Origin of the sequence: uncultured Stenotrophomonas sp., assembly GCF_963519925.1 — a bacterium.
GTDB lineage: Bacteria > Pseudomonadota > Gammaproteobacteria > Xanthomonadales > Xanthomonadaceae > Stenotrophomonas > Stenotrophomonas maltophilia_AE.
The window spans coordinates 1-26,157 of record NZ_CAUQPH010000049.1 but is presented as its reverse complement, the minus strand read 5'-3'; the positions used below and the strand labels follow the sequence as shown (position 1 = coordinate 26,157).

Here is a 26,157-nt window from a genome sequence, read left to right as displayed (position 1 = left end):
CCAGCGGGGCGTCCTGCGCGGGCCCGGCATCGTCCTCGTCCGACGGCAGCCAGCGCCGTAGCGCGTGGCGCAGGGTGGCCAGGGCCACCGGCTTGGCCAGCAGGTCGTCCATGCCTGCTTCGCGGCACCGCTGCACGTCCTCCGCCAGCGCGCTGGCGGTCAGCGCCAGCACCGGCATGCGCTTACCGCTGCCGCGTTCGCGCTCGCGGATATGGCGGGTCAGGGTGTAGCCGTCCATCACCGGCATGCGGCAGTCGGTGATCACCAGATCGAAGTGGGACCGGTCCATCAGCGCCAGCGCGGCTTCGCCGTCTACCGCCAGTTCGTGCTGCAGGCCCAGCTGCTGCAGGCGCCAGCGCATCAGGGCCTGGTTGGTGGGATGGTCCTCCACCACCAGCACGCGCTGCCGCGCCTGGCCGGGCGGAAGCGGCTCCACGTCGCCACCGGGGCGCTGGTCGTCGCGCATGATTTCTTCGCCCGGTACCAGCGGCAGGCTAAGCACCACGTCCACGCGCGTGCCCTCGCCCGGTTCGCTGTGCATTTCCAGGCGCCCGCGCATCAGGCCGACCAGGCGCTGGCAGATGCTCAGCCCCAGCCCGGTGCCGCCGTAGTGGCGGGTGATGGCCACGTCGGCCTGGGCGAAGGGTTTGAACAGCCGCTCGCGCTGCTCGGCGGAAATGCCGATGCCGGTGTCGATCACGCTCAGGCGCAGGGTCTGCGCGATGTCGTCGGCGCGCTCCACCTTCAGGGTGATGGCCACCGAGCCCTCGTTGGTGAACTTGATCGCATTGCTCAGCAGATTGAACACGATCTGGCGCAGGCGCATGCCGTCGGCCAGGTGTTGCAAGCCCACCGCCGGGTCGACTTCCATGCTGAGCTCCAGGCCCTTGCTGGATGCCTGCGGCGAAAGCAGCTGCTGCACGTTGTCGAGCAGGGTGCGCAACGCCACCGGCTGCGGTTCCAGCGGCAGGGCGCCGGCTTCGATCCGCGAGTAATCGAGGATGTCGTCGAGGATCTGGCGCAGCATCTGCGCGGAGTCCTCGATCACGCTGATGATGCGCCGCTGCTCGCCATCCAGCCCGGTGTGCGACAGCGCCTCCACCATGCCCAGCACGCCACTCATCGGGGTGCGGATTTCATGGCTCATGGTGGCCAGGAAGTTCGACTTGGCCGCCGTGGCGCGTTCGGCGTCGGACTTGGCCGCGGCCAGCGCGTCGGCCTGCGCGCGTGCTTCGGTCACGTCCACCCAGTAACCGCTCCACAGCACCGCGCCATCGGCCGCCGCATACGGCAGCGCGCGCGTGCGTACCCAGCGCACCACCCCGTGCGGGCTGGTGCGGAATTCCAGGTCCAGCGCGGAAAAATCGCGCGCGGCCTGGGCCAGGGCCTGGTTGACCGTCTCGCGGTCGCGCGGATCGATCTGCTCGGCCAGGCGGTTTTCATCGGCCATCACTTCGGCGGTGCTGACCCCGAACATCGACTGCAGGTCGCCGGTGATGTACGGGAAGGTGACCCGGCCGTCGCTGTCGCGGCGGGCCTGGTAGACGATCGCCGGCAGGTTGTCGGTGACCTCCATCAGGCGCTGCTCAAGCCCGCGCCGCATGCCCACTTCGCGGCGCAGCCGCCAGTAACCCCAGCCGTGCACGACGATGCCGGTCAGCAGCACCAGCGACAACGGCACGGCCCAGCGCGCGACCGAGCGCCAGTCCAGCCCGGTACGGTACTCGGCCAGCAGCCAGTCGCCGCGGATGGCGGCGTGTTCGCGCGGGGTCAGGTTGGACAGCACGCGGTCGAAGGTGGTGGCCAGCGGCGCGTACTGGCGCTTGACCGCCAGCGACAGCTGGTCGCTGAAGCCGGCCGGTGCGGCCACGTGCAGCTTGGCCGGGTACACCTCGCGCACCACGCGGTCGACCATGGCCAGGTTGCCGACGTAGGCGTCGGCATCCCCGTTGGCCAGACGCGACAGCGCCTGGTCCACGCTGCGCGCCGGCACGATCCGCGCCTTCGGGGCGTACTGCAGGATGTAGCCGCGCAGGCGTTCGGGGTCGGACAGCAGGATGCTGCGGCCGTCCAGGTCGCCCAGGCCCAGCACCGAGCGGCTGTTGTTGGGGGTGACGATGACATTGGGCACGCTGATGAAGGGTTGGCTGAAGACCCAGTCATCACCCAGGTAATGCGCGTCGTTGGGCATGCCCATCACCACGTCCACCTCGCCCCGCCGCATCTGTTCGCGCACCTCGAACCAGTCGTGCGCCGGGACCCGGTTCAACTGCGCGCCAACCATGCGCAGCTGGCGCAGGTAATCGCCGGCCACGCCGCTGGGCTCGCCGGCCGCGTCGATGAACGACAGCGGCGCGCCGGTAGGCGCGTAACCCATGCGCAGCGGCGTGGCCAGGATGCGGCGCTCGGCGTCGCCCAGGATCAGGCGCGACTGCGCCGACCACTGCAGCGGCGGCAACCAGCGCTTGTACAGCGCTTCGCGCTGGGCGGCGGTGACCGTGGACAGCGCGCTGTCGAGCGCTTCGGCCAGGGGCTGGTGCTTGTTGGGCACGCCGAAATGAAGGCGTTCAGGGGGCAGGTCGCTGGGCCGCAGCAGGGCGATCCCGTCAAGCGCCTCCTGGCGGATCAGGGTGTTGGCCACATGGGCATTGCCGATGTACACGTCGGCCCGGCCCTGGGCGACCATCAGCAGCGCGGCACGGGTATTGGCCGCGGTCAGCTGCCGCGCGGCCGGAAACCGGGCCCGCACCTGGTCGTGGGTAAGGAACTCCTGTTCGGTCACCACGCTCAGCCCGGCCAGGTCGGGGTCGCTTGAGATCCGGGTGTCCCCGAGCCGCCCGACCAGCGCCAGCGGGGCATCGGCGTAGGATCCGGTATAGACCATGCAGCGGGTGCGGTCGGGGGTCAGGGTGATGTTCATCACCACGTCGATTTCGCCCCGGCACGCCGCATCCAGCACATCGGCCCAATCGCGATACACCCGCACTTTCACGTCCACCCCGAGCTGCCGGGTCAGCAGCATCAGGTAGTCGTAGCCAAGCCCGTCGGCGCGGCCGTTGTGCATGAATTCGAATGGTGGCCAGCCGCTGTCGTACAGGCCCAAGAAGATGGTAGGGTTCCGTTCGATCCAGTCGGCTTGGCGCGGCGACAGTGAAGGCGCAGGTGCAGGTGACGCGATGGCGGCGCTGCCCAGCGCCCACGCCAGCCCCAGCACGACCAGCCAGCGGACAACCGAGGTACGCATGCTGTCTGTTCTCCCAGGAGTGATCCGCCCACTGCGGCGTGCCCCAAGGGGCCGCTGCCTACCAGGCCATACTATTCCATGACCTTGCGCATAATCCTTGCCGACGACCATCCCGTTGTCCGGGTTGGCACCAAAGCCGCCATCGAATCCAGTGGCGTGGGCGTGGTGGTGGCCGAAGCCAGCAGCGTGGAGGAGCTTTTCGAGATCCTGAAGGAGCAGGAGTGCGACGTGCTGGTCACCGACTACTCGATGCCGGCGTCGAACAAGCCTGACGGTATCGACATGCTGGAGAAGATCCGTCGCCTGTACCCGGACCTGCGCGTGCTGATGCTGAGCGTGTCCCACAACCTGGGCATCCTGCGCATGGTGGTGGGCGTGGGGGTGCTGGGGCTGGTCGACAAAAGCTCGACCATGGATGAGCTTCCGGTGGCGATCCAGGCCGTGCACCGCGGCCAGTCCTATGTCAGCCGCAAGCTGCGCGAGCGCATCGACATGGTCGGTACCCAGTCCATCGGCGACGACCGCACGCGCGCGCTGTCGCCACGCGAAGTGGAAGTGCTGCGCCTGCTGGCCAGTGGCCTGATGGTCAAGGAAATCGCCAAGAAACTGCACAAAAGCGTCAGCACCATCAGCCGCCAGAAGGGCGACGCCATGCTCAAGCTCGGCATGAAGGGCGATGCCGAGCTCTTCGACTACATGCGCGACAACAAGCTCTGAGCGGATCCTGCAGCGCCCGATGGAAACCGACCACCGTGTACAGGGCCTGGCCAACGACCAGGTTGCCGCCGACTGGCCCGCGCTGAGCGAAGCCGAACTGGCCTGGCTGCGCCACCACTACCCCGCGCTGGACGACGGCTGCGACGTGCTCTGGCACAGTCCGCGGCCGTTTTCCGCTGCGGCGCTGGTGCGGTCCGGCCCGCGCCGCTACCTGGTCAAGCGCCATCACGCCAGCGTACGCACGGCCGCGCTGCTGGGCGAGGAACATCGCTTCATCGCCCACCTGGCCGCCGCCGGGCTGCCGGTCGTGGACGTGCTGCACACCCGGCACGGCGCCACCGCGATCGAACGCGACAGCTGGACCTACGAACTGCATGCAGAGGGCGCGGGCCAGGACCTGTACCGCGACAGCCCGTCCTGGACGCCCCCGTCGGAAACCGCGCATGCGCTCGAAGCGGGCGCCGTGCTCGCCCGCCTGCACCTGGCCGCGGCCGACTACCATGCGCCCCAGCGTGGTACCCACCTGCTGGTGGCCCGCGACGACCTGATCCGCGCGCCCGACCCGCTGGCACGGCTGCGCAGCGAGCTGCCGGCCCGGCCCGGGTTGGCCGCGTACCTGTCGCGGCAGCCGTGGCAGCAGGAGCTGCAGTGCGCGGTGCTGCCCTGGCACGCGGCGCTGGCCGACCGCCTGCAGACCGAACCGGTGCTGTGGGGGCATAACGACTGGCATGTGTCCAACCTGCTCTGGTACGGCCAGGGCGCGGCGGCACGGGTGGCCACGGTGTTCGATTTCGGCCTGGCCTCCCCGGCCAGCGCGCTGTTCGACCTGGCCACCGCGATCGAGCGCAATGCCATTGCCTGGCTCGATGCAGGCGGTACCGGGCCGGTGGCGCACGCCGAGATCGCCCTGGCGCTGCTGCACGGCTACCGCCAGGTCCGGCCACTGTCGGCCGCCCAGGTGCACCTGCTGGCTGACCTGCTGCCACTGGTGCACCTGGACTTCGCCCTGTCCGAAGTCGAGTATTTCCAAGGGGTTACCGGCTCCTCGGCAAATGCCGACGTGGCCTGGCACACCTTCCTGCTGGGCCATGCGGACTGGTTCGCCAGCACCGCCGGGCGGGCGCTGCTGGCCACCCTGCACGCCGCCGCCTGAGCCGGCGGGCTCGCCACGGGCGCCGATTGGTGTGAAAATGACCACTGAAGCGGGGGTGCCTGGATCTGCCAGGCTGAGAGAGTCCCTTGGAACCTGATCCGGTTTGCACCGGCGTAGGGAGCTTTGAGCAGCAGCCGCACCCCCGTTCCGGGCCGGTGCGTGTGCGTGCCTTCGCTTCGTCTCCTTTGGCTGATGACGAATCGAATGAACCGCTACCGCCTCACGCTGCTGACCGCCGCCCTCTGCGCCGCATTGCCCCTGCATGCCAGCGAAGCCGACACCGGCGCGGACCGGCGTTCGCCCACCGAGCTGGCCGCGGTCCGCGTGCAGGCCAACACGCCCACGGCGAGCACCGCACCGACCAGCAGCTTCGGCAGCGCCGACTGGAAGAACACCCCGGCCTCGGTCAACGTGCTCGACCGCGCGCTGCTGGACCAGCTGCAGGTCCGCACCCTGTCGGAACTGGCCCGGCACGACGCCTCGCTGGGTGACAGCTACGCGCCGGTGGGCTACTACCAGAACGTCGCCATCCGCGGCTTCGCGCTGGACCCGGCCACCGGCTACCGCTTCAACGGGCTGTCCATCGCCGGCGAACAGCGGCTGGCGCTGGACAACGTGCAGCAGGTGGAAATCCTCAAAGGCGAGGCCGGCCTGGCCGCCGGCGTGATGGCCCCGGGCGGGATCATCAATTACGTCGGCAAGCGCCCGGCCAACGTGCGCACGGTCACCCTGGCCACCGATTCGGAAGGCTCGCGCTACGTCGCCGCCGACGTGGGCGGCTGGATCACGCCGCGCTTCGGCGTGCGCGTGAACGCGGCCTGGGACGACAGCGCCTCGTACATCGACCACGCCGATGGCCGCCGCGACTTCTACTCGGTGGCGGCCGACTGGCTGATCGGCGAGCGCGGCAAGCTGGAAGTGGATGCCAATTACCAGACCAGCGCGCAGCGCTCGGCCAGCGGCTACCAGCTGCTGGGCGGCAGCGCGTTGCCGCGGGGCGTGGACCGCAGCCGCATGCTTGGCCACCAGCCGTGGCAGCAGCCGGTGGGCATCGCCAGCAACAACCTCACCGCCCTGCACACCTACGACTTCAGCCCGGCATGGCAGTCGCGGCTGTCGGTGGGCCACAGCCGTTCGGTGATCGACGACAACGTCGCCTTCGCCTACGGCTGCTACTACGCCGCCGGCTGTGCCGACGGCAGCGTGCCGGGCAACTATTTCGCCCCCAATGGCGATTACGACATCTACGACTACCGCAGCCCGGACGACACCCGGGTCAACGACGAAGCGCGCGGCGAACTGCGCGGGCGCTTCGCCACCGGCACGCTGCGGCATGAACTGTCGGTCGGGCTCAGCGCCTTCCACCGCACCGTGGACAAGCGCCAGAACGTCAACGAATACGTGGGCACCGCCAACATCGCCGATGCGCAGGTGCCGGTGTTCGCACCTTCGCCGCTGCAGCCGGGCCCGTCGGCGCGGCGCCTGGACAGCTGGCAGCGCGCGCTGTTCGCACTGGACCGCATCCACGTGGGCGATGCGTGGCAGTTCTTGGCCGGTGGTCGCTACGTGCGCCTCGACGAGCGCGCCTACGACAAGCGTGGCGTTCCGGAGCGGCACAGCCGCCTGTCGCAGTTCCTGCCGCAGACCGCGCTGATCTGGCAGGCCAGCGAACGCGTCAATGTCTACGCCAGCTATGTGGAAGGCCTCTCGCTGGGCCAGGAAGCGCCGTTCTGGACCAGCAACGGCAGCACCTTCCTGCCGGCGATGCAGTCGCGCCAGCGCGAGCTGGGGGTCAAGTACGCCGCCGCCGATGGGCTGATGCTGGGCGCGGCACTTTTCCGCATCACCCAACCGTTCCAGTACGCCAAGCCCGATGCCAGCGATGTCGGCTTCACCTTCGTGCAGGAAGGCACCCAGGCGCACACCGGGCTGGAGCTGACCGCCAATGGCCAGCTCAGCGAGCGGCTGGCAGTGAACGCCAGCGCCAGCCTGCTGCAGGCGCGCGCGCGCGATGCCGGCACGGCGTATTACGACGGCCAGCAGCTGGTCAACGTGCCCGAGGTGCGCGCAGCGGTGCATGTGGACTACGCCCTGCCGTACCTCGACGGCCTGGCCGTGAGCGGCGGCTGGCGTTACGCCGCGTCCAATGCGGCCACCGTGGATGGCAGCGTGAAGGCCCCGGCGTACTCGGTGTTCGACGCCGGCGTACGCTTCCAGCATCAGCTGCGCGACCATGCGCTCACCTGGAGCCTGTCGGTGGACAACGTGTTTGATCGCTTCTACTGGCGCGACACCGGCAGCACTGCCGGCGACTACTACCTGTTCCCCGGCGCGCCGCGCCAGGCGCGGCTGTCGGTCAGCATCGCCCTGTGAGCGGCGCCGTGCTCGAATGGTCCGCGGTGGTCTTCAGCCTGCTCGGGGTCTGGCTGATGGCGCGGCGGCGCATGTTGGCGTGGCCGGTGGGGCTGGTCGCGGTCGGGCTGTATGCCACCGTGTTCATCGAAGCGCGGCTGTATTCGGACAGCCTGCTGCAGGTCGCCTTCGGTGGCTTCCTGCTGTACGGCTGGCTGAGCTGGCACCGGCATGCCGAACAGGACGGCGCGATCGTGATCGTGCCGCTGCCGCGCCGCCAGCTGCTGCGCGACCTCGCGGTGGGCATCGGCTTCGGCGTGGCGCTGGGTGCCGCCATGCACACCTGGACCGATGCCGCGCTGCCGTGGCTGGACGCCATGCTGGCCGCGCTGAGCCTGGTGGCGCAGTGGTGGCAGGCGCGGCGGCATGTCGCCACCTGGTGGCTGTGGATCGTGGTCGATGTGGTGTACGTGGGCATGTACCTGGTCAAGTCGCTGGATGTCACCGCCGGCCTGTACCTGGTGTTCATCGGCCTGGCGGTGATGGGGCTGCGCGCCTGGTCGGCCGCCCGCGATGAGGGCGCCGTGCTGAAACCGCGTTAGCCTGTGCGGCATGAACCAGACCCCCGAACTGCTGCGCCGGCTGCTGCGGGCCAAGGACCATATGGACCGCGCCCCGCACGAGGCGTGGCCGGTGGCGCGGCTTGCGCAGGTCAGCGCGGTGTCGGAGGCCTATTTCGCGCGGCAGTTCCGCCAGGCGTTCGGGCTGCCGCCGCACCGCTACCTGCTCACCCGGCGCATCGAGCGCGCGGTGGCGCTGTGCCGCGACACCGGGCTGCCCATCACCGAGATCGCCCTGCAGACCGGCTGGAGCAGCCTGGGCACGTTCGGGCGGATCTTCCGCGACATCACCGGGCAGAGCCCGGGCGAGCTGCGCGCGAGTCTCGCCGCCGGCACTGCGGCGCAGGCGCCGGAGTGCATCGCGCGGGCCGCCGGCCGCCCCGATCTCAAGACCTCAGTTTCGGAGAAGCGGCAGGGTACGCGACGGGGGTAAAAAGGAGCCTCATCCACACCGGAGGTTCCCATGAACCAGGGCATTGAAGTCGTCGGTCTTTACGTGCGGGACCAGGAAGAAGCGCTGGCGTTCTACGTAGGCAAGCTGGGGTTCGTGGTGCACACCGATGCCGGTAATGGCGATTACCGCTGGCTGACCGTGCAGCACCCCGGGCAGCCCGGTTTCCAGCTCGGCCTGTTCCGCCCTGGCCCCCCGGTGCACGATGCCGCCACCGCGCAGGCGCTGGACGCACTGGTGGCGAAAGGCGCGATGCCGCCGCTGGTGTTTACCGTGGAGGATTGCCAGGCCACCTACAAGCAGTGGTCGGCGGCCGGGGTGGAGTTCAACCAGGAACCGGTGGAGCGTTACGGCACGGTGGATGCGGGGTTCCGCGATCCGTCCGGGAATGGCTGGAAGCTGATCCAGCGCGCGGGTTAACGGGCGCCGGCACCCCGGATCGAGCTGGACGAAACACAGACGAGGATCGACGGTAGAGCTCCGCGGTAGCGCCGACTGTTAGTCGGCTGCCGTTCGCGCGGTGATGGGCATGCGCGAAGAGCAGCGGACTGACAGTCCGCTCTACCGGTCCGCTTCACCTCATCAGTGCGCCTGATGCGTGGACTTGTGGCGGAACTTGCGCGACATCCATTCGCCCAGGTCGTCCATTACCGTGAACGCGGCCGGGATCACGATCAGGCTCAGCAGCGTGGAGGTGATCAGGCCACCGATCACGGCGATGGCCATCGGTGCGCGGAAGCTGGAATCGCCGGCAAAACCGAGGGCGATCGGCATCATGCCCGCGCCCATCGCCAGGGTGGTCATGATGATCGGCTGGGCGCGCTTGCGGCACGCATCGATCAACGCATCGTGCTGGCTCATGCCCTGTTCGTCTTCCGCCATCACCGCGTAGTCCACCAGCAGGATCGAGTTCTTGGTGGCGATGCCGATCAACATCAGCAACCCGATCAGCGCCGGCAGCGAGAGCATGTTCTGGGTGATCAGCAGCGCGCCGAACGCACCGCCCGCACACAGCGGCACCGCCGCCAGGATGGTCACCGGCATCAGCGCGTGGTTGAACAGCAGCAACAGCACCATGTAGATGCAGATCAGGCCAGCGGCCATCGCCAGCATGAAGCCGATGAACAGCTCCACGAACACTTCGGCGTCGCCGGTGTTGAGGAAGGTCACGCCCGGTGGCAGCTGCTTCACGCCGGGCAACGCCTGCACTTCGGTCATCACATCGCCCAGCGGGCGGCCGTTGAGTTCGGCGGTGAGGGTCACGTTGCGCTGGCGCTGGTAGCGCGAAATCTGCGAGGGGCCACTGCCCTGGCGGATCTCGGCCACCGCCGCCAGCGGCACCGGGCCATCACGGCCGGGCACGCGCAGCTGGCCGATCAGCGCCGGGTTGGCCAGCGTGGCCTCGGCGAAGCCGACCCGGATCGGCACCTGGCGGTCGGGCAGGTTGAGCTTGGCCAGGCGCTGCTCGTAGTCGCCGGCGGTAGCGATGCGCGCAGCTTCGGCGATGTCCTGCGTGGCCACGCCCAGGTCGGCCGCACGCGCCGCGTTGGGCACGATCTGCAGTTCCGGGCGCAGCAGCGAGGCGGTGGAGGTCACGCTGCCCAGCCCCTGGATGCCGCGCAGGTCGCGCTCCAGTGCGGTGGACGCTTCCTGCAAGCGCTGCGGGTCGTCGCCGGACAACACCAGCTGCAGCAGGTTGCCCGGCTCGGAGCTGACATAGCTCACGCGCACGCCGGGCAGGTTCGACAGGCGCTCGCGCGCATCGCGTTCCAGCGCGCGCTGGTCGCGGTCGCGGTCGTCGGCCACGCCCCAGTCCAGGATCAGCGTGGCCTTGCGCGGTTCGCCCACGCCGGTGGCGCTGGGGTCGCCCAGGTCGAGCACGGCACCCACCGCGGTGTAGACCTGCTTCAGCTCCGGCATGTCCTTGAGCAGCGCGCGCGCACGTTCAGCCACGGCCACGGTTTCCTGCAGGCGCGTGCCTGGCGGCAGCTCCAGGTTGAGGTTGCTGCGGCCGAGGTCGGACTGCGGAATGAAGGTGGCCGGGATCAGCGGTACCAGCGCCAGCGAACCGACGAACATGGCTAAGGCCAGCCACAGGGTCCAGCCCCGGTGGCGCAGCGCTTTGTCCACCCAGCCCAGGTACCAGCCCATCAACTTCGATTCGGGCTTCTCCTCACCATGTGGCTTGAGCAGGTAGGCGGCCATCATCGGCGTGAGCAGGCGTGCCACCAGCAGCGAGAACAGCACCGCCGTGGCAGCGGTCCAGCCGAATTCGCGGAAGAACTTGCCGGCAATGCCCGGCATGAACGCCACCGGCACGAACACGGCCGCCAAGGTCAGCGACGTGGCGATCACCGCATTGCCGATCTCGCCGGCCGCTTCGCGCGCCGCTTCCAGCGGCGGCTTGCCCATGCGCAGGTGGCGCACGATGTTTTCGATCTCCACGATCGCATCGTCCACCAGGATGCCGACCACCACCGACAACGCCAGCAGGGTGATGATGTTCAGGGTGAAGCCGAAGAAGTACATCACCGCGAAGGTGGGGATGATGGACAACGGCAGCGCCAGCGCCGACACCCAGGTGGCGCGCCAGTCGCGCAGGAACAGCCACACCACCAGCAGGGCCAGCAGCGCGCCCTCCCACAGCATGGTCATCGAGGAATCGTAGGACCGGTGGGTTTCGTCGATGGCGGTGGTGACCAGGCGGAAATCGATGCCGGGGTGTTCGGCCTTGATCCTGTCCAGCGCCTCATGCACACCGGCTTCCACCTTCACTTCGCTGGAACCGCGGGTACGCGACATCGAGAACGCCACCACCTTTTCCCCGTCCAGCAATGCAGCGTCGGTGGGGTCGGCAGCCGCGTCGGTCACATTCGCCAGGGTGGAAAGCCGCACCGCGCGCCCGTCCGGCAGGGCAATGGAGTAATCGCGCAGTGCCTGCGCGTCGCCCACCGTGCCCAGCGTGCGGATGGTCTGCTGCGCGCCTTCGATTTCGGCCTTGCCACCGGCGCGCTCCACCTGGATGCGGGCCAGCTGCTGCGATACGTCACCGGCGGTGATGCCCATCGCGATCAAGGCGTTCGGGTCGAGGTCCACGCGCACCTGGCGCTGCACGCCGCCGACGCGGGTCACCCGGGCCACGCCCGGCACCCCGTACATGGCGCGCGAGATGTCGCGGTCGACGAACCAGCTGGCTTCGTCCGGGGTCATGTGCGGCGCAACCAGCGCATAGGTCATCAGCGAACCGCCGATATCGACCTTGGAAATCACCGGTTCCTGGATGTCCTGCGGCAGGTCGGTGCGGATGCGGGTGACCGCATCGCGGGTATCGTCCAGCGCGGTAGCCAGGTCGGCCTCCAGCTGGAACTCGATCGTGGTGGTGCTGACGCCTTCGCTGACCGAAGAGATCACGCGCTTGACGTTGTTGACCGTGGCGACCGAGTCCTCGACCTTGCGGGTGACCTCGGCTTCCAACTGGCTGGGCGAGGCGCCCGGCTGGGTCACGGTGACCGTGGTCATCGGGAAGGCGATGTCGGGGAAGCGCGCCACCGGCAGCTGGTAGAAGCCCCACAGGCCGGCCACGCACAGCACGAAGAAGATCAGCAGGGCAGGCAACGGGCGCTTGATCGCCCAGGCGGAGATATTCATTTGGCGCTGGCCTTGGCATCGGTCACCACGCGCACGCGGTCGCCTTCACCGAGGAAGCCGGCGCCTTCCACCACCACCCGGTCACCGGCCTTGAGCCCTTCAAGGATCGCGGTGCGGCCCTGCACGGCCTGGCCGGTACGCACGCGCAGGCGCGCGGCCTGCTGCTTGTCGTTCACGGTGAACACGTAGCTGTGGCCGTCGCGCTGCACGATCGCCGCGGTCGGCACGGTCAGCGCCGGGCCTTCGCCGATGACGATGCGGCCCTCCACGTACACGCCCGGCTTGAGCGTGCCCGGTTCGGGCAGGTCGGCGAAGATGGTGCCGGTGCGGGTCTGCGCGTCCACGCCGGGGGTGACCGCACGGATGCGGCCAGTGACCACCGCATCCGCATAGGGCAGCTCCACCGTATTGCCCACGGCCACACCGGTGAGCTGGTCTTCGGGCAGCTCGGCGCGCCATTCCAGGCGACCATCGCGGATCAGGCGCAGCAGCTCGGTGCCGGCCGACACCACCTGCCCCGGCTGCACCAGGCGCTTGGAGATCAGGCCATCGGCGGGCGCGCGCAGGTCGGCGAAATCGCGGCGCAGCTGCGCCGCATCGCGCGAGGCACGCGCGGTGGCGGTCTGCGCTTCGGCATTGATGCGGTTGGCACGTAGTTCATCCAGGCTGCTTTCGCTGATCAGCTTTTCCGCCGCGAGCCTTTCGCTGCGCTGGTAATTCAGGCGCGCCAGTTCCTGCGCCGCCTGCGCCTGCTTCAGCGAGGCGTCGGCCTGCGCCAGCTCGCTGTCCAGGGTGCGATGGTCAAGCTGCAGCAGCACCTGGCCCTTCTTCACCCATTGGCCGACGTCCACCGGCAGCGCGGTTACGCGCTGGCCGCTGATCTCCACGCCCAGCTGCATTTCCTCGTACGCGGTGACCGGTCCGGACACCAGCACCGTGCGCGCCATGGTCTGCTGCTGCACGGCAGCCAGCGACACCGGCAGCGCCGAGTTGGCGGCGGCCGCGGCGGCGTCCTGTTCGTCTTTGTTGCCGCAGGCCGCAAGCAACACGGCCACCAGCAGGAGGGAAGTACGGCGGAAAAGTGAGGCACGCATCGGTGAGCTTCCGTGTCGGAACTGCGGTAACGAGGGAAAGGGGATTCAGGGGGCGCGGGCCAGGCGCTGTTCGATGCCGTCCAGCATCAGGCCGAGGCCCTGTTCGAAGCGCGCGTCGAAATCGACCTCGCTCCAGACCTCGCGGGCGCTCCAGCAAAGCGGGAAGCGCGCTTCGGCCAGGGCCATGAAGGACGCGCCCAGCGCTTCCATGCTGCCGTCGCCGGGCCAGGACTGTTCTTCGATCACAAAGCCCATCGTGTAGTACACCAGGTCCATCGGTGCCGTCGCGGCCACCCGGACAGACGCCCCCGCGCCGACCAGCGCAGCGATGCAGGTCTCGCCTACCCGCAGCACGTTTTCAGTGGCCAGGAAGGTGCCGGCGTAGACCCGGGCCCCATCGCGGCGCGCCTTGAACGCGGTACGGAACTCGCGCGCGACCTGCAGCAGGGTCTGCCGCCAGGCCTGGCCATCGGGGATGGCGCGGGCCACGTCCACGATCATTGCGTCGGCCATGGCATCGACCAGCGCCTGCTTGCTCTTGAAGTGCCAGTACAGCGACGGCGCGCGGATACCCAGCATGCAGGCCACCTTGCGCAGGGTCACGCCCTCCATGCCGGCTTCGTCGAGAAGCTTGAAGGCGGCCGCGACGATGTGATCCCGGGCGATGGGTTTGCGCACTGGGGGGAGTCTACCTAACGTTGTTAGGGAGCGAATCTAACAGTGTTAGGTTTGGCGGCGCAAGGGGGAGAGCGGGCGGTAGGGTCGGTCGAAAGACGACCGCCGACAAAGATGATCGCAGCTGGAACGCATGACCCGGGAAGAGGCCAGCGCGCTTCGCAGTCGGTGCTTCCTGCCGCAAGGGCGGCCCTTCGGTAAATACGCTTGCGTTGGGGCGCAGCAGGCGGCACGGTTCACTCCTGACCCGGACCCGACCATGACCATCCGCATCCTCACTGTCGACGACCACCCGCTGATCCGCCAGGGCATCGCGTCGATGCTGGCGCTGGAGAGCGATCTGGAGCTGGTGGGTGAAGCTGGGGACGGGAACGAGGGCATGGCAGAGTTCCGTCGCCTGCTGCCGGATGTCACCCTGGTGGACCTGCAGATGCCCGGTATCGACGGCATCGAACTGACCCGCCGCCTGCGCGGCGAGTTTTCGGAGGCGCGGATTATCATCCTCACCACCTACCGTGGCGATGCCAATGCACGCGAGGCGCTGGCCGCAGGTGCCTGCGGCTACCTGCTGAAGAGCTCCCTGCGCGGCGAGCTGATCGGTGCGGTACGCCGCGTGTCGCAGGGCAAACGCTGCCTGTCGGCGGAGATCTCCGAGGAAATCGCGCAGCACTTGGGCGAAGAGGCGCTGACCGCGCGTGAACTGTCCATCCTGTCGGCGCTGGCGCAGGGCTGGGAGAACAAGCGCATCGCCAACACGCTGGGTATTTCCGCGGAAACGGTGAAGTCGCACGTGGCGCGCATCTTCGAGAAGATCGGCGCGCGCAACCGCACCGAGGCGATCCATATCGCGCTGCGTCGCGGCCTGGTACGGATGGAAGACTGAACCCTAGCGCTTCAGCATCGGCAGCGGCCGCAGCGGATGGCGCAGGCCATGCCTGAGCGTGAACTGCAGCAGTCGTAGGTGGAAGCCGAGGCGCGGAAAGCGCTGCACGGTGCTGCGGAAGTCGTCCGCGTGGAGGTCGAAACGCAGCGTGCCGAGCGACACGTCGATCCAGTCGGCGCGTCGGAACACTTCGATCCGGCGGTCCTGTTCGGCGGGCAGGGCCGATATGCGGTGGTGCTCGCGGATCATCGCCTGCACCAGCGGAATGTGCGCGGCGCGGTCATGGTCGAGCAGGTACTGGCGGGCCAATGCCTCGGAGGGTTCCAGGTAATCGAAGGTGCCGGCGGTCCAGATGCCCAGGTCGTGAAAGGCCACCGCAACCGACAGCACGTAAAGGTCTTCCAGCGTGCCCGGCAACAGGCACCAGTGGAAGTTGGCCACGCGGTAGGTGTGGTTGCGGTACGGGTGGAAGTCGCGCCCCAGCACGGTGGCGTGGGCGTCCAGGATCTCATCCAGCACAGCCAGGCGATCGAGCATGGCGTTCTCCCTGCGTGCACCGAGGGTGCACTGGCGTCCAGCGTAACGCGGGGCGTTGCGCTGGCCGCTGCCGGCCGGGGCATGCGTAGTCCCCCCATGTGGGGGAGCGCATCCGCGCCCGAACGACCGATGCCCGGCACCGGCCAGGGTGTGAGGCTGCACCGTCGCCACCCCTTCCCCTATCGGCATCGAGAAGACCATGAGCACCTTCACTACGTCCGACGGCACCTCCCTCTACTACAAGGACTGGGGCACCGGCCCGGTGGTGTCCTTCAGCCACGGCTGGCCACTCAATGCCGACGCCTGGGAAGCGCAGATGTTCTTCCTGGCCAGCCACGGGTTCCGCTGCATCGCCCACGACCGGCGCGGCCATGGCCGCTCCAGCCAGCCGTGGCACGGCAACGAGATGGACACCTACGCCGACGACCTGGCGCAGCTGTTCGAACACCTGGACGTGCGCGACGTGACCATGGTCGGGCACTCCACCGGCGGCGGCGAGGTCGCCCGCTACATCGGAAGGCATGGCACCGCGCGCGTGGCCAAGGCGGTGCTGATGGGCGCGGTGCCGCCGATCATGCTCAAGACCGCCGAGAACCCGGACGGGCTGCCGATCGAGGTATTCGACGGCTTCCGCGCCGCTTACCTGGCCGACCGCGCGCAGTTCTTCCTGGACGTGGCCACCGGTCCGTTCTTCGGTTTCAACCGACCCGGCGCGAAGGTGTCCGAAGGCCTGATCCGCTCGTGGTGGAACCAGGGCATGCAGTCCGGCCACAAGAACGCCTACGACTGCATCAAGGCATTCTCGGAAACCGACTTCACCGCCGACCTGAAGAAGTTCGACGTGCCCACGCTGATCATCCACGGCGACGACGACCAGATCGTGCCGATCAAGGCCGCGGCGCTGCGTTCGGTCGAGCTCGTCAAGGGTGCGCAGCTGAAGATCTACCCGGGCGGCGGCCACAGCCTGGGCGACACCGCCAAAGACCAGCTCAACCAGGACCTGCTCGCCTTCCTGCAGAGCTGAGCCCTCCCCTCCCCCCACGTTTCGAGGACCTGCCATGAACACTGTGCCCCCCGCCGCCCTGCACGCAGTGGCTTCCGAACCCCGCGGTTCGGGTCCGTCACGCAGCGAAGAATTCATCAGCGGTGGCGAGGGCGAGCTGTTCATCCGCAGCTGGCGCCCCAGCGGCCCGCCGCGCGCGGTGCTTGCCATCGTGCCCGGCTTCAATTCGCACAGTGGCCATTACCAGTGGGCCGCAGCGCAGTTCACCGCGATGGGGCTGGCGGTATACGCAGTGGACCTGCGCGGCCGCGGCAAGTCCAGCGGGACGCGCTTCCACGTGAAGCACTTCGACGACTACCTGGCCGACGTGCAGTCGCTGTTGGACGTGGCCCGCACGCGCGAACCGGGCCTGCCGGTGTTCCTGCTGGGGCACAGTGCCGGCGGCGTGATCGCCTCGGCCTACACCCTGGCCCACCAGGACGAGCTGGCCGGCCTGATCTGCGAGAGCTACGCCTTCCAGGTGCCCGCACCGGCTGCAGTGCTGTCGCTGGTGCGCTGGCTGAGCGGCCCGTTCCCCACCCTGCGCGTGCTGAAGCTGCCCAACAAGGAATTCTCGCGGCTGTCCGAGGTGGTGAAGGCACTCAATGCCGACCCGCTCATCGCCAACGAAAAGCAGACCGCATTGACCGTGGCGCAGATGCTGGTCGGCATCGACCGCCTGCGCCGCGGCTTCCCCACGCTGCGCCTGCCGGTGCTGGTGATGCATGGCACCGCCGACAAGGTCACCGTGCCCGCCGGCAGCCAGGTGTTCCAGGACAACGCCGGTTCGGCCGACAAGACCCTGCTGCTGTACAAGGATCACGCGCATGACCTGCTCAATGACCTGGGGCGCGAGGAGGTGATCGGCGACATCCAGCGCTGGATCGACCGGCATCTGGCCGCCGGTGCGAAGGTGGACGCCGAACGCAGCGCATGAGCGCTGCTGCCGCTTGGATCAATGCGGGCCGGCGGCGAGCTCGATGCCCTTCACCAACCGCGACGCAAGGCGTTCGTGCTTCAACTGCGCCAGCCACCAGTCCAGCGCATTGCCTTGGTGGTCGCCGCGCCAGGCGACGTAGAGCAGGTTGGGTTCTCGCGGGTTGGCCACGCGCTTTTCGACCAGCGCACCGCGCGCCAGCAGCGCGGCGACGCGGTCGCGTGGCAGCCAGCCCACGCCAAGGCCCGCGCACTGCGCGCGGATCTTCGCATGCATGCTGGGCACGGCCAGCGACGGCTGCCCACCCAGCACGCCGTAACCGCGCACCTCCAGCCTGCGCGAGGTATCGGCGACCACCACCGCGCGATGCTGCAGCAGGGTGGCCGCCTCCACCGGTTCCGCGGCCCTGGCCAACGGATGATGCGGCGCCACTGCGAACACCCACTCCATCACCCCGAGCTCGAACCAGCGCAGGCCCGGGATGACCGGCGGTTCGTTGGTGGCGCCCACCACCAGGTCGGCACGGCCGTCACGCAGCGCGTCCCAGGTCCCGGTCAGCACCTCGTGGGTGATGCGCAGGGTGACCCCGGAATCGAGTGCATCGAAGGCCTGGATCACCGGCAGCAGGGTGTCGAACTCGAGGATTTCGTCGGTGACGATCCACAGCCGGTCTTCCCAGCCGCCGGCGACCTGTTTCACCCGGCGGGTCAGCCGGTTGACGTCCAGCATCAGCCGCGCCGCCTCCTGGGCCAGCAGCTGGCCGGCCGGGGTCAGCTGCAACCGGTAGCGGCGGCGGTCGAACAACAGCGCGTCGAAACGCGCCTCGAGCTGCCGCGCCGCATGGGACACCGTGGACGGCGCCCTGCCGAGCCGGGCGGCGGCGCGCGAGAGGCTGCCGGTTTCGCGGATGGCGTCGAGCAGGGCCAATTCGTCTGCAGACAACATGTTCGATCCCTTCGAACGAGTTCGTCGCGATTGTGGCACGGAAACAGGGGGACGCCCGCGCAGTATGGGCTCACGGCAATACGCCGCCATCGAAGGAGTTCAGCATGAACCGTTTCACCGACAAGACCGTCCTGGTTACCGGGGGCAGCAGCGGGATCGGCCTGGCCGCCGCCCACGGCTTCATCGCCGAGGGCGCGCGGGTGGTCATCACCGGTCGCGATGCGACCGCGCTGGAGCAGGCCCGCGCCGCGCTGGGACCGAACGCCGTGGCGGTGGTCAACGACGCCGGCAACCTGGCCGCCGCGCGCGACCTGGCCGCTACGCTTGCGACGCAGCAGCTGCGGCTGGACGCAGTGTTCCTCAATGCCGGCGCGGCGAAGTTCGCCGCCTACCCGGACGTGGACAAGGCGCTGTGGGACCAGATCTTCAACACCAACATCAAGGGCCCGTACTTCCAGCTGCAGGCGCTGCTGCCGCTGCTCAACCCGGGCGCTTCGGTGCTGATCAACGGCTCCATCAATGCGCGCATCGGCATGCCCAACAGTTCGGTGTACGCGGCGAGCAAGGCGGCGGTGATCTCGCTGGCCAGGACGCTGTCGGCTGAACTTCTGCCACGCAGCGTGCGCGTCAACGTGATCAGCCCAGGCCCGGTGTCCACCCCGATTTACGGAAAGCTGGGGCTCGATGCGGCCGCGCTGGATGCCACGGCTGCGCAGATCCAGAGCCAGATTCCGCTCGGCCGCTTCGGCACCCCGGAAGAGATCGCGGCGACCGTGCTGCATCTGTCGTCCCCCGAATCCGCCTACATCGTCGGCACCGAAATCATCGCCGACGGTGGCATGAGCCAGCTGTAACCCCGCCCATTCCCAGGAGACCGTCATGAACCCGTTTCCCCGCTCCTTCCGCCGCGCCGCCAGCGCAGTACTGGTCATGCTGGCGGTGAATGCCAGCGCGCACGCAGCTGGCGCCATCCAGAGCCACCAGGCCGAACTCAACGGCGTCAGCCTGCACTACCTGCAGGCCGGGCAAGGTGACACCTCACCGGTAGTGCTGCTGCACGGCTACGCGGAGACCAGCCACATGTGGCGCCCGCTGATGCCGCAGCTGGCGGCCAACCACGTGGTAATCGCGCCGGACCTGCGCGGCGCCGGCCAGTCGTCCAAGCCCGAAGGCGGCTACGACAAGAAGACGCTGGCGCAGGACATCCACGCGCTGGTGAAGTCGCTGGGCTACCCCAAGGTGAAGATCGTCGGCCATGACATCGGACTGATGGTGACGTACGCGTACGCCGCCCAGTACCCGGATGAAGTGGACAGCATCGTGCTGATGGATGCTTTCCTGCCCGGCGTGGGCGATTGGACCCACGTGTGGTTGCTGCGCGATCTGTGGCACTTCCACTTCCATGGCGAAACCCCGCTGAAACTGGTGGACGGGCGCGAGCGCATCTACTTCGAGCACTTCTGGAACGACTTCGCGGCCGACCGCAACCGCTCGGTGCCCGAAGCCGACCGCCAGTTCTACGCCAGCGAGTACGCCCGCCCCGGCGGCATGCGTGCAGGCTTCGAGTACTTCAAGGCGTTCGAGCAGGACGCGAAGGACTTCGCCGGTTTCGCCCGCACGCCCCTGCACATGCCGATGCTGGTGCTGTCCGGCGAGAAGGCCGGTGGCCAGTTCCTTATCGACCAGGCCAAACGGGTGGATACGAATGTGGAAGGCGTCCTGGTTAAGGGTTCCGGCCACTGGCTGATGGAAGAAGCACCGGAGCAGACCATTCCTGCGCTGGTGGCGTTCCTCGACCGCTAACCCGCGCTCAGCCGGTTTCACCGCGCGCGTGCACCCACTCGCGCGGTGACGCGCCGGTGCGGCGACGGAACGCCCGCGAGAAGGCGGCCGGATCCGGCTGGACGACATCGTAAGCGTGGACGGCATCGACCGGCAGGCATTCGGCCCGCGCTGAACCCGGTACCGGCTGTCCCGCTTCCGACGTCGCCGCAGCGGGACAAGTGCGGCGCCTGCTTTCGTGTGATCATCGTACGTTCCAGAGACACCTCCACCCGCCCCATGCCTGTGCTGACCGACCCGGCCCTGCTGCGCGACATCGCCGACATCAACCGGATCCGATCAGTACCGCGGATCCTGGAGACGGTTGCCCACATCACCGGCTCACGGTTCACCGCCATCGCGCGGGTCACCGACACCACCTGGACGGCATGCGCGACTTACGACACGTTGGGATTCGGCCTGGTGCCCGGAGGCCAGCTGGTGCTGGAGACCACCCTCTGCGATGAGATCAGGCAATCCTCCACAGCCGTGGTGTTCGCACACGCCAGCCAGCATCCGCTGTATTCCCGGCACCACACCCCACGCATCTACGGGCTGGAAAGCTACGCGTCGGTCCCGATCTTCCGTCAGGACGGAAGCTTTTTCGGCACCCTGTGCGCGATCGACTCGGCGCCCGGCAATTTCGACGAGGCGCACGTGCAGCGTTCCATGGAACTGCTGGCGGAACTGGTGGGCAACTACCTCGACAGCGAAGACCGCCTGGTCGAGGCCGCCGCGCAACTCTCAGCAGCGCATCGCATCGCCGACCTGCGCGACCAGTTCGTCGCCGTGTTGGGCCACGACCTGCGCAGTCCCCTGCAGGCCATCAGCATGGCGGCTGACACACTGGAGATGTCAACGCTCACGGACAGCCAGGACCACATGCTGGGCCACATCCGCGCCGGCGTTGACCGGATGGACGGACTGATCAGCGATGTGCTCGATTTCGCGCGCGGGCGCCTGGGCGGCGGCATCCCGGTATTGCTGCGCGAATGCGATTCGCTGGAACAGGCGTTGCGCAAGGTGGTCGTCGAAGTGGAGGTGGCCAGCGGTCGCTCGGACATCACCGCGCACGTAGAGATACAAGGAAGTGTTTACTGCGACGCCAGCAGGCTTGCCCAGCTGCTGGCGAACCTGCTGGGCAATGCCGCACAGCACGGCGATACGTCCCGCCCCATCTCGGTCGACATACGCGCCGATTCGCACGCGCTGTCACTGGTCGTGCGCAACGGCGGCCAGATCCCGTCCGACAAGCTCGCCGACATCTTCAGCCCGTTCTCCCGCGAGCAGGGCGACGACCCACGGCCGGGCTTGGGGTTGGGCATCTATATCGCCGCGGAAATCGCCCGTTCTCATGGCGGCACGCTCGATGTCGCATCGGACGCCGGCACGGGAACAGCGTTTACGTTCCAGATGCCGCGCAACGCTGCGACCCGTTCGGAGGAGCACCGTGACAACATTCACCCGGATCACGCTTGATGCGGACGCGCGTTACCCACGCGACGCATGGTTCGGCAAGCATCCGGACACCCTGCCGCGGACGTTGATCCTCCAAGGCACGCTGGACCCGAATACCGCGTACGCCGGCGCGGAGGAGCATGCTGCCGTACTCGGCAAAGCCGGGCCCGTCACCTTCCATACCGTCGAGCGCGGGGCGCATCTCCTGCCCCTGGTGGCGCCGGCGTGTTTCACCGCTGCCGTCAACGCGTTCGTTGCGGGCGGCGCGCCTGCGGAACGATGTGCGGAACCTGGGTCGGAGTGATCCCTGCAATTTCGGTCATTTGCGACAACCGCAGGAGGTTCCCTGAACACGCGCTTCATTCATGTACCGGTAAGTTCAATATTCAGGGTTGATTAGAACGCCTAACGGATAATTCACACCTGTCGACCACCCGCTTCTCTCCCTCCCCCGGAGCGGGTGGCCGGCGAAACCAAAATAAAAAAGGTGTGTTCCCGATGATGAAGTCTTCCCTGCTTGCCCTGGGTCTGGTCGCTGCACTGCCGTTCGCGGCGTCGGCCGCCGATGGCCTGTCCTACAACTACGTTGAAGGCGGCTACGTGAACACCGACACCAAGGGCGGCTCCGCCGACGGTTGGGCGGTGAAGGGCTCGGCCGCGATTGCGCCGAACTTCCACGTTTTTGGCGATTACAACTCGCAGGAAACCGACCGCGGCAATGTTGACGTCGACCAGTGGCGCGTCGGCCTGGGCTACAACTACGGCATCGCGCCGAACACCGACCTGGTGGCTCGTGTTGCCTACCAGAAGTACGACCCGAAGGAAGGCCTGGACTTCAACGGTTACGCCACCGAAGTGGGCGTGCGCACTGCGTTCACCCCGATGTTCGAAGGCTACGCACTGGCCGGCTACGAAGATTTCAGCGAAAAGCACGGCATCAACCCGGACGGCGAGTTCTACGGCCGTGTCGGCGCCCAGGCCAAGTTCAACCAGAACTGGGGCCTGAGCGGCGAAGTGAAGCTGGCCAAGGGCGGCGACAAGGAATGGTTCGTCGGCCCGCGCTTCACCTGGTAACACGCAGGTTGCAAGCTACGTTGTTGGATGGCGCGTGACCTCTCTCCCACGCGCCAAGAAGCCCGCCCCTCCGGCGGGCTTCGCTTTTATGGGGCGCGAGGTTTGGTTTGCAGGGCAGCCGGGCAGAGCCCGGCTCTACCAGCTCGCAAAAGGCAGCCGACTGACAGTCGGCTCTACCGGAACAGCGTATCCGGATACTCCGGCTTCTGCTCCCGCGCCAGCAGCGCGCGCAGGCCTTCTTCCGGGGTCTGTTCGCCGTGCAGGACGGCGCGCACCCGGTCGGAGATCGGCAGGTCGATGCCGTGGCGGCGTGCCTGGCGCATGACCTCGTCGGCGGTCTGCACCGATTCCACCACCTGGCCGATTTCGCGAACCGCGTCGGGCAGGCTCTGGCCACGTCCCAGCGCCAGGCCGAGACGACGGTTGCGCGACAGGTCGCCGGTGCAGGTCAGCACCAGGTCGCCCAGGCCAGCCAGACCCATCAGGGTCTCCGGCTTGGCGCCGATCGCGGCAGCCAAGCGCAGCATTTCATTCAGGCCGCGGGTGATCAGGCCGGCACGGGCGTTCAGGCCCAGCTGCATGCCATCGGCCACGCCGGTGGCCACTGCCAGCACGTTCTTCATGGCGCCACCGAGTTCGGCACCCACCATGTCATCACCCGTGTAGGCGCGGAACGCCGGGCCATGCATGGCTTCGGCCACCTGCTGGGCAAACTCCGGGTCATCGCCGTGGACGGTAATGGCCGTGGGCAGGCCCTGGGTGACTTCCTTCGCGAACGACGGCCCGGTGACGACCGCCAGCGGCACGTCCGGTCCGAGGACCTCGCGGGCGACTTCGTGCAGGAAGCGACCGGAACCGGGCTCAAAGCCCTTGGTCGCCCATGCCACGCCGGCGTCGGCCGGGCGCAGCGGCGCCAGCGCGCGTACGGTTTCCCCGAACGCGTGCGACGGCACTACCACCAGGATCCATTTCGCACCCTCGACGGCCGCGGCCAGGTCGGTGGTGGCACGCAGCGATTCCGGCAGCGGAATGCCCGGCAGGTAACGGGTGTTCTCGTGGCGCTGGTCGATGGCGTCCACCATCGCCGCGTCGCGCCCCCACAGCACGGTCGGGTGACCGTGCCGCGCCAGCAGGCTCGCCAGGGCGGTACCCCAGGAGCCCGCGCCGAGAACGGCGATCTTGTCTGCGTTGTCGCTCATCGCAACCACTGCAGCGCCGATCAGGCGTTGCCGGCCGGCTCGGAATCGGCGAGCGAGGTTTCGCCCTGTTCCTGGCGCTGGCGCAGGGTTTCGGCGTACAGGCCTTCGAAGTTGATCGGCTGCAGGAAGAACGGCGGGAAGCCGCCGGCCTGGATCAGCTCGCTCACCAGCGAACGCACGTACGGGAACAGGATGTTCGGGCACTGGGTGCCCAGCAGCACGTCGATCGACTGCGGGTCCAGGCCGACCAGGCCGAACACGCCAGCCTGCTGCACTTCGGCCACGTAAGCGGTCTTGTCGCCGGCCTTGCAGGTCAGGGTCACGGCCAGCACGACTTCGAAGGCGCTCTCGCCCAGGCGCTGCACGCGCTGGTTGAGGTTGAGCTGCAGCTCCGGCTGCACGGCTTCGTTGAACACGGCCGGGGCGTTGGGCGATTCGAAGGAAACGTCCTTGACGTAGATCTTCTCGACGGTGAACGCGGGGCCGGTGGCGGCGTCGGCCGGCGCGATGGCGCCGTTGGTGTTCGCTTCGGACATTTCCTGTTGCTCCAGATATTTACAGTCAATAATGGATTGTTACATGCCCTGCGATGGGGGCGTGTGGCGCCGCGCACAAGGCGCGCGGCCAAATCCGGTGAAAAATCAGTTGCGGCCCTTCACCAGCGGCAGTTCGGCCTGCTGCCAGGCCGGCAGCCCACCATCGAGCACGTGCACCTGCTCGAAACCGGCCTTCTTCAAGGCTTTGGCGGCGGTCTCCGAGGCGTTGCCGGTGCGGCACACCAGCACCACCGGCTTCTGCTTCGCGTTGGCGACCAGCTTGTGTTCGGGACCGAACTGGGCCGGCTGCACGTTGCGGCTGCCGGCGATATGGCCCTTTTCGAAATCGGTGCCCGCAGACAGGTCGATCACGACCGCGCCGCCGGCATTGATCAGCTGGGTCAGCTCGGCCGGCTTGATCGACTTGTAGCCGCGCATCAGGCGGCGCACCTCGGTGACGAGGATGGCTACGGTCAGGCCCGCGAAGGCCATCGACAACATCGGGTTTCGGCCGGCAAAGGCCAGCAGCTCTTCGTAATTCACTCAGATCACGGGTCGATTAGCGGGCGCCGATTGTCGCACATGCGGGCGAACCGGCGCCCAGCGGGCGGTCGGGGAGGCTCAGCGCGTCTCCTGCCACAGGTCCGGCAGCCCGTTGGCCTGCAGCCAGCGCTTGTCCTCGGCGTCCCAGCGCCAGATCTCCTTGACCGTGACTTCCCGCTGCATCTGCGTATTGAGGTTGATCACCCCCACCACGGCGGGGCGGCCGACCTTTCCGTCAGGCATGTTCACGTTATCGCCGGCGCGGTAGCTGGAGATCTTCACCTGCTCGTAGCGGCGCAGCTCCAGGTCGGTCAGCGGGTGTTCCTTGGTGTATTCCGGGTCCAGGTACGGCAGCGCTTCCTCGGTGGTCCCCCAACGAATGGTGGACGCGTAGGCGACCTGGGTCTTTTCCAGCTCCACGCGCTGCTTGCGGGTCAGCTTTTCCTTGGCCGCCAGCGCGTTGACGCTGGTCAGCGCGAGCAGGGCGAGAAGCAGGATCTGGATGGTACGGCGCATGCGAATTCCCCAATCGGCAAGGCGCCCATCCTACCGCCTTGCGAAGGCAACGAAACGTCCGCTCAGTTCAGCCGCGGGTTTTCCGGCCTCGCCGGGCTGGCGCGCCACCACCTCGATCCGGGCCTTGCCGCGCTGGGCGAAGGTGGCCACGAACACGTCCCAATCCGCATCGTCGGCGGCCTGGGCCAGGGCCTGCAGGTCCTGGTACACCGGGGCCAGGTAACGCACGTGGCTGTCGGCCACGTAGACATCGGCGTCGAACCCGGCCAGGCGCAGGCGCAGGGTGACCAGCGCCCAGCCGGACAGGGTCAGGGCCGAAGACAGGCTGCCGCCGAAGGCATTGCCCTTGTCATTGACGTTGGCCGCCAGCGGCGCGCGCAGGGTCAGCGCGCCGTCGGCGTAGCCGGCCACCTGGATCTGCATGGCCGCCACCGGCGGCATGCGGTCGAGCACCTGCTGCAGGACGGCCAGGTGCGCGGACGGGGAATCGGTTTCGGACATCGGTACGGCGACGTTGCGGCGAAGGCCTCGCATAATGCCCGCAATGAACCGCCCCGCACATGTGCCGGAATGGACCCTGCTGTCGCTGCGCCCGCGCGGCCAGCACGCAGCACTGCGCCGTGCGGCAACCCCGCTGGGCGCGCAGGTCGTGGGGCTGTCGCCATGGGCCCTGATGGCCCGGCACGACGCGGACACCCGGGCCGCGCTGGCG

25 protein-coding genes, 1 pseudogene and 1 riboswitch are annotated in these 26,157 nt (G+C 68.1%); of the genes and pseudogenes, 15 read left to right on the top strand and 11 right to left on the bottom strand.

The genetic code is table 11. The features are described from left to right. On the bottom strand, positions 1–3,244 hold a 3,244-nt coding region (locus tag RWO33_RS10860; RefSeq protein ID WP_314104831.1), incomplete at its 3' end, for a transporter substrate-binding domain-containing protein. Positions 3,245–3,322: 78 nt separating this feature from the next. Here RWO33_RS10860 and RWO33_RS10855 point away from each other — a divergent pair. The 6 genes from RWO33_RS10855 to RWO33_RS10830 all read left to right on the top strand — a co-directional run bounded on the left by RWO33_RS10855 (position 3,323) and on the right by RWO33_RS10830 (position 8,957). Further along, positions 3,323–3,961, top strand: a complete 639-nt coding sequence (locus RWO33_RS10855) for a response regulator transcription factor (protein ID WP_145480820.1) — start codon at positions 3,323–3,325, stop codon at positions 3,959–3,961. Between the two features lie 19 nt (positions 3,962–3,980). Beyond that, positions 3,981–5,114 (top strand): phosphotransferase, encoded by a 1,134-nt coding sequence (locus RWO33_RS10850; protein ID WP_314104830.1) that lies wholly within the window; start codon positions 3,981–3,983, stop codon positions 5,112–5,114. A gap of 41 nt (positions 5,115–5,155) precedes the next feature. Beyond that, positions 5,156–5,251, top strand: a riboswitch (TPP riboswitch). A gap of 67 nt (positions 5,252–5,318) precedes the next feature. After that, positions 5,319–7,487 carry a TonB-dependent siderophore receptor gene (locus RWO33_RS10845; RefSeq protein WP_314104829.1) on the top strand — a complete coding sequence of 723 codons (2,169 nt, stop codon included), beginning with the start codon at positions 5,319–5,321 and terminating at the stop codon, positions 7,485–7,487. A gap of 8 nt (positions 7,488–7,495) precedes the next feature. Next, positions 7,496–8,068, top strand: coding sequence for a nicotinamide riboside transporter PnuC (gene pnuC, locus RWO33_RS10840; protein ID WP_314104828.1), 573 nt, complete (start codon positions 7,496–7,498; stop codon positions 8,066–8,068). A gap of 10 nt (positions 8,069–8,078) precedes the next feature. After that, a complete protein-coding gene (locus tag RWO33_RS10835; RefSeq protein WP_314104827.1) occupies positions 8,079–8,519 on the top strand; it encodes an AraC family transcriptional regulator in 441 nt (146 codons plus the stop codon). 30 nt (positions 8,520–8,549) lie between these two features. Then, positions 8,550–8,957: a VOC family protein gene (locus RWO33_RS10830; RefSeq protein ID WP_314104826.1), complete on the top strand. Its 408-nt coding sequence runs from the start codon at positions 8,550–8,552 to the stop codon at positions 8,955–8,957. Between the two features lie 162 nt (positions 8,958–9,119). Here RWO33_RS10830 and RWO33_RS10825 read toward each other — a convergent pair whose 3' ends face one another. The 3 genes from RWO33_RS10825 to RWO33_RS10815 are packed head-to-tail and all read right to left on the bottom strand — an operon-like array spanning position 9,120 to position 13,957. Then, positions 9,120–12,185 carry an efflux RND transporter permease subunit gene (locus RWO33_RS10825; RefSeq protein WP_314104825.1) on the bottom strand — a complete coding sequence of 1,022 codons (3,066 nt, stop codon included), beginning with the start codon at positions 12,183–12,185 and terminating at the stop codon, positions 9,120–9,122. Then, positions 12,182–13,279 (bottom strand): efflux RND transporter periplasmic adaptor subunit, encoded by a 1,098-nt coding sequence (locus RWO33_RS10820; RefSeq protein ID WP_314104824.1) that lies wholly within the window; start codon positions 13,277–13,279, stop codon positions 12,182–12,184. The genes RWO33_RS10825 and RWO33_RS10820 overlap by 4 nt, the downstream gene beginning before the upstream one ends. Positions 13,280–13,324: 45 nt before the next feature. Beyond that, a complete protein-coding gene (locus tag RWO33_RS10815) occupies positions 13,325–13,957 on the bottom strand; it encodes a TetR/AcrR family transcriptional regulator C-terminal domain-containing protein (RefSeq protein WP_314104823.1) in 633 nt (210 codons plus the stop codon). Positions 13,958–14,213: 256 nt separating this feature from the next. Between RWO33_RS10815 and RWO33_RS10810 the strand changes: the two genes are divergently transcribed. Beyond that, positions 14,214–14,837, top strand: a complete 624-nt coding sequence (locus RWO33_RS10810; RefSeq protein ID WP_314104822.1) for a response regulator transcription factor — start codon at positions 14,214–14,216, stop codon at positions 14,835–14,837. Between the two features lie 3 nt (positions 14,838–14,840). On the opposite strand, the gene RWO33_RS10805 is transcribed toward RWO33_RS10810, so the two are convergent. Beyond that, positions 14,841–15,374 carry an HD domain-containing protein gene (locus RWO33_RS10805; protein WP_314104821.1) on the bottom strand — a complete coding sequence of 178 codons (534 nt, stop codon included), beginning with the start codon at positions 15,372–15,374 and terminating at the stop codon, positions 14,841–14,843. A gap of 199 nt (positions 15,375–15,573) precedes the next feature. Here RWO33_RS10805 and RWO33_RS10800 point away from each other — a divergent pair, with 199 nt between their 5' ends. Next, positions 15,574–16,398, top strand: a complete 825-nt coding sequence (locus tag RWO33_RS10800) for an alpha/beta hydrolase (protein ID WP_314104820.1) — start codon at positions 15,574–15,576, stop codon at positions 16,396–16,398. 34 nt (positions 16,399–16,432) lie between these two features. Beyond that, entirely contained in the window at positions 16,433–17,353 is a 921-nt protein-coding gene (locus RWO33_RS10795; protein ID WP_314104819.1) for a lysophospholipase, read from the top strand. Between the two features lie 18 nt (positions 17,354–17,371). Here the strand turns inward: RWO33_RS10795 and RWO33_RS10790 are convergent, their stop codons facing one another. After that, positions 17,372–18,298 (bottom strand): LysR family transcriptional regulator, encoded by a 927-nt coding sequence (locus RWO33_RS10790; protein WP_314104818.1) that lies wholly within the window; start codon positions 18,296–18,298, stop codon positions 17,372–17,374. Between the two features lie 104 nt (positions 18,299–18,402). On the opposite strand from RWO33_RS10790, the gene RWO33_RS10785 reads away from it, so the two are divergent. From RWO33_RS10785 to RWO33_RS10765, 5 genes are all read left to right on the top strand, one after another. Next, on the top strand, positions 18,403–19,152 hold the full coding sequence (locus tag RWO33_RS10785; RefSeq protein WP_314104817.1) for an SDR family oxidoreductase: 750 nt from the start codon (positions 18,403–18,405) through the stop codon (positions 19,150–19,152). Positions 19,153–19,177: 25 nt separating this feature from the next. Further along, on the top strand, positions 19,178–20,101 hold the full coding sequence (locus RWO33_RS10780) for an alpha/beta hydrolase (RefSeq protein WP_314104816.1): 924 nt from the start codon (positions 19,178–19,180) through the stop codon (positions 20,099–20,101). Positions 20,102–20,365: 264 nt separating this feature from the next. Next, positions 20,366–21,598 carry an ATP-binding protein gene (locus RWO33_RS10775; RefSeq protein ID WP_343229910.1) on the top strand — a complete coding sequence of 411 codons (1,233 nt, stop codon included), beginning with the start codon at positions 20,366–20,368 and terminating at the stop codon, positions 21,596–21,598. Then, positions 21,570–21,881: an alpha/beta hydrolase gene (locus tag RWO33_RS10770; RefSeq protein ID WP_314104815.1), complete on the top strand. Its 312-nt coding sequence runs from the start codon at positions 21,570–21,572 to the stop codon at positions 21,879–21,881. The genes RWO33_RS10775 and RWO33_RS10770 overlap by 29 nt, the downstream gene beginning before the upstream one ends. A 197-nt stretch (positions 21,882–22,078) precedes the next feature. After that, positions 22,079–22,651 carry an Ax21 family protein gene (locus RWO33_RS10765; RefSeq protein ID WP_186308960.1) on the top strand — a complete coding sequence of 191 codons (573 nt, stop codon included), beginning with the start codon at positions 22,079–22,081 and terminating at the stop codon, positions 22,649–22,651. A 173-nt stretch (positions 22,652–22,824) separates the two neighbouring features. Here RWO33_RS10765 and RWO33_RS10760 read toward each other — a convergent pair whose 3' ends face one another. From RWO33_RS10760 to RWO33_RS10740, 5 genes are all read right to left on the bottom strand, one after another. After that, a complete protein-coding gene (locus tag RWO33_RS10760; protein WP_314104814.1) occupies positions 22,825–23,850 on the bottom strand; it encodes an NAD(P)H-dependent glycerol-3-phosphate dehydrogenase in 1,026 nt (341 codons plus the stop codon). Between the two features lie 20 nt (positions 23,851–23,870). Further along, positions 23,871–24,386, bottom strand: coding sequence for a protein-export chaperone SecB (secB, locus tag RWO33_RS10755; RefSeq protein ID WP_068848278.1), 516 nt, complete (start codon positions 24,384–24,386; stop codon positions 23,871–23,873). Positions 24,387–24,491: 105 nt separating this feature from the next. Then, positions 24,492–24,929, bottom strand: coding sequence for a rhodanese-like domain-containing protein (locus RWO33_RS10750; RefSeq protein WP_145480758.1), 438 nt, complete (start codon positions 24,927–24,929; stop codon positions 24,492–24,494). A gap of 78 nt (positions 24,930–25,007) precedes the next feature. Continuing rightward, positions 25,008–25,445: a hypothetical protein gene (locus RWO33_RS10745; RefSeq protein ID WP_314104813.1), complete on the bottom strand. Its 438-nt coding sequence runs from the start codon at positions 25,443–25,445 to the stop codon at positions 25,008–25,010. 30 nt (positions 25,446–25,475) lie between these two features. Next, positions 25,476–25,946 (bottom strand): YiiD C-terminal domain-containing protein, encoded by a 471-nt coding sequence (locus RWO33_RS10740; protein ID WP_314104812.1) that lies wholly within the window; start codon positions 25,944–25,946, stop codon positions 25,476–25,478. A gap of 43 nt (positions 25,947–25,989) precedes the next feature. On the opposite strand from RWO33_RS10740, the pseudogene RWO33_RS10735 reads away from it, so the two are divergent. Then, a pseudogene (locus tag RWO33_RS10735) lies at positions 25,990–26,157 on the top strand (uroporphyrinogen-III synthase); the annotation flags it as partial.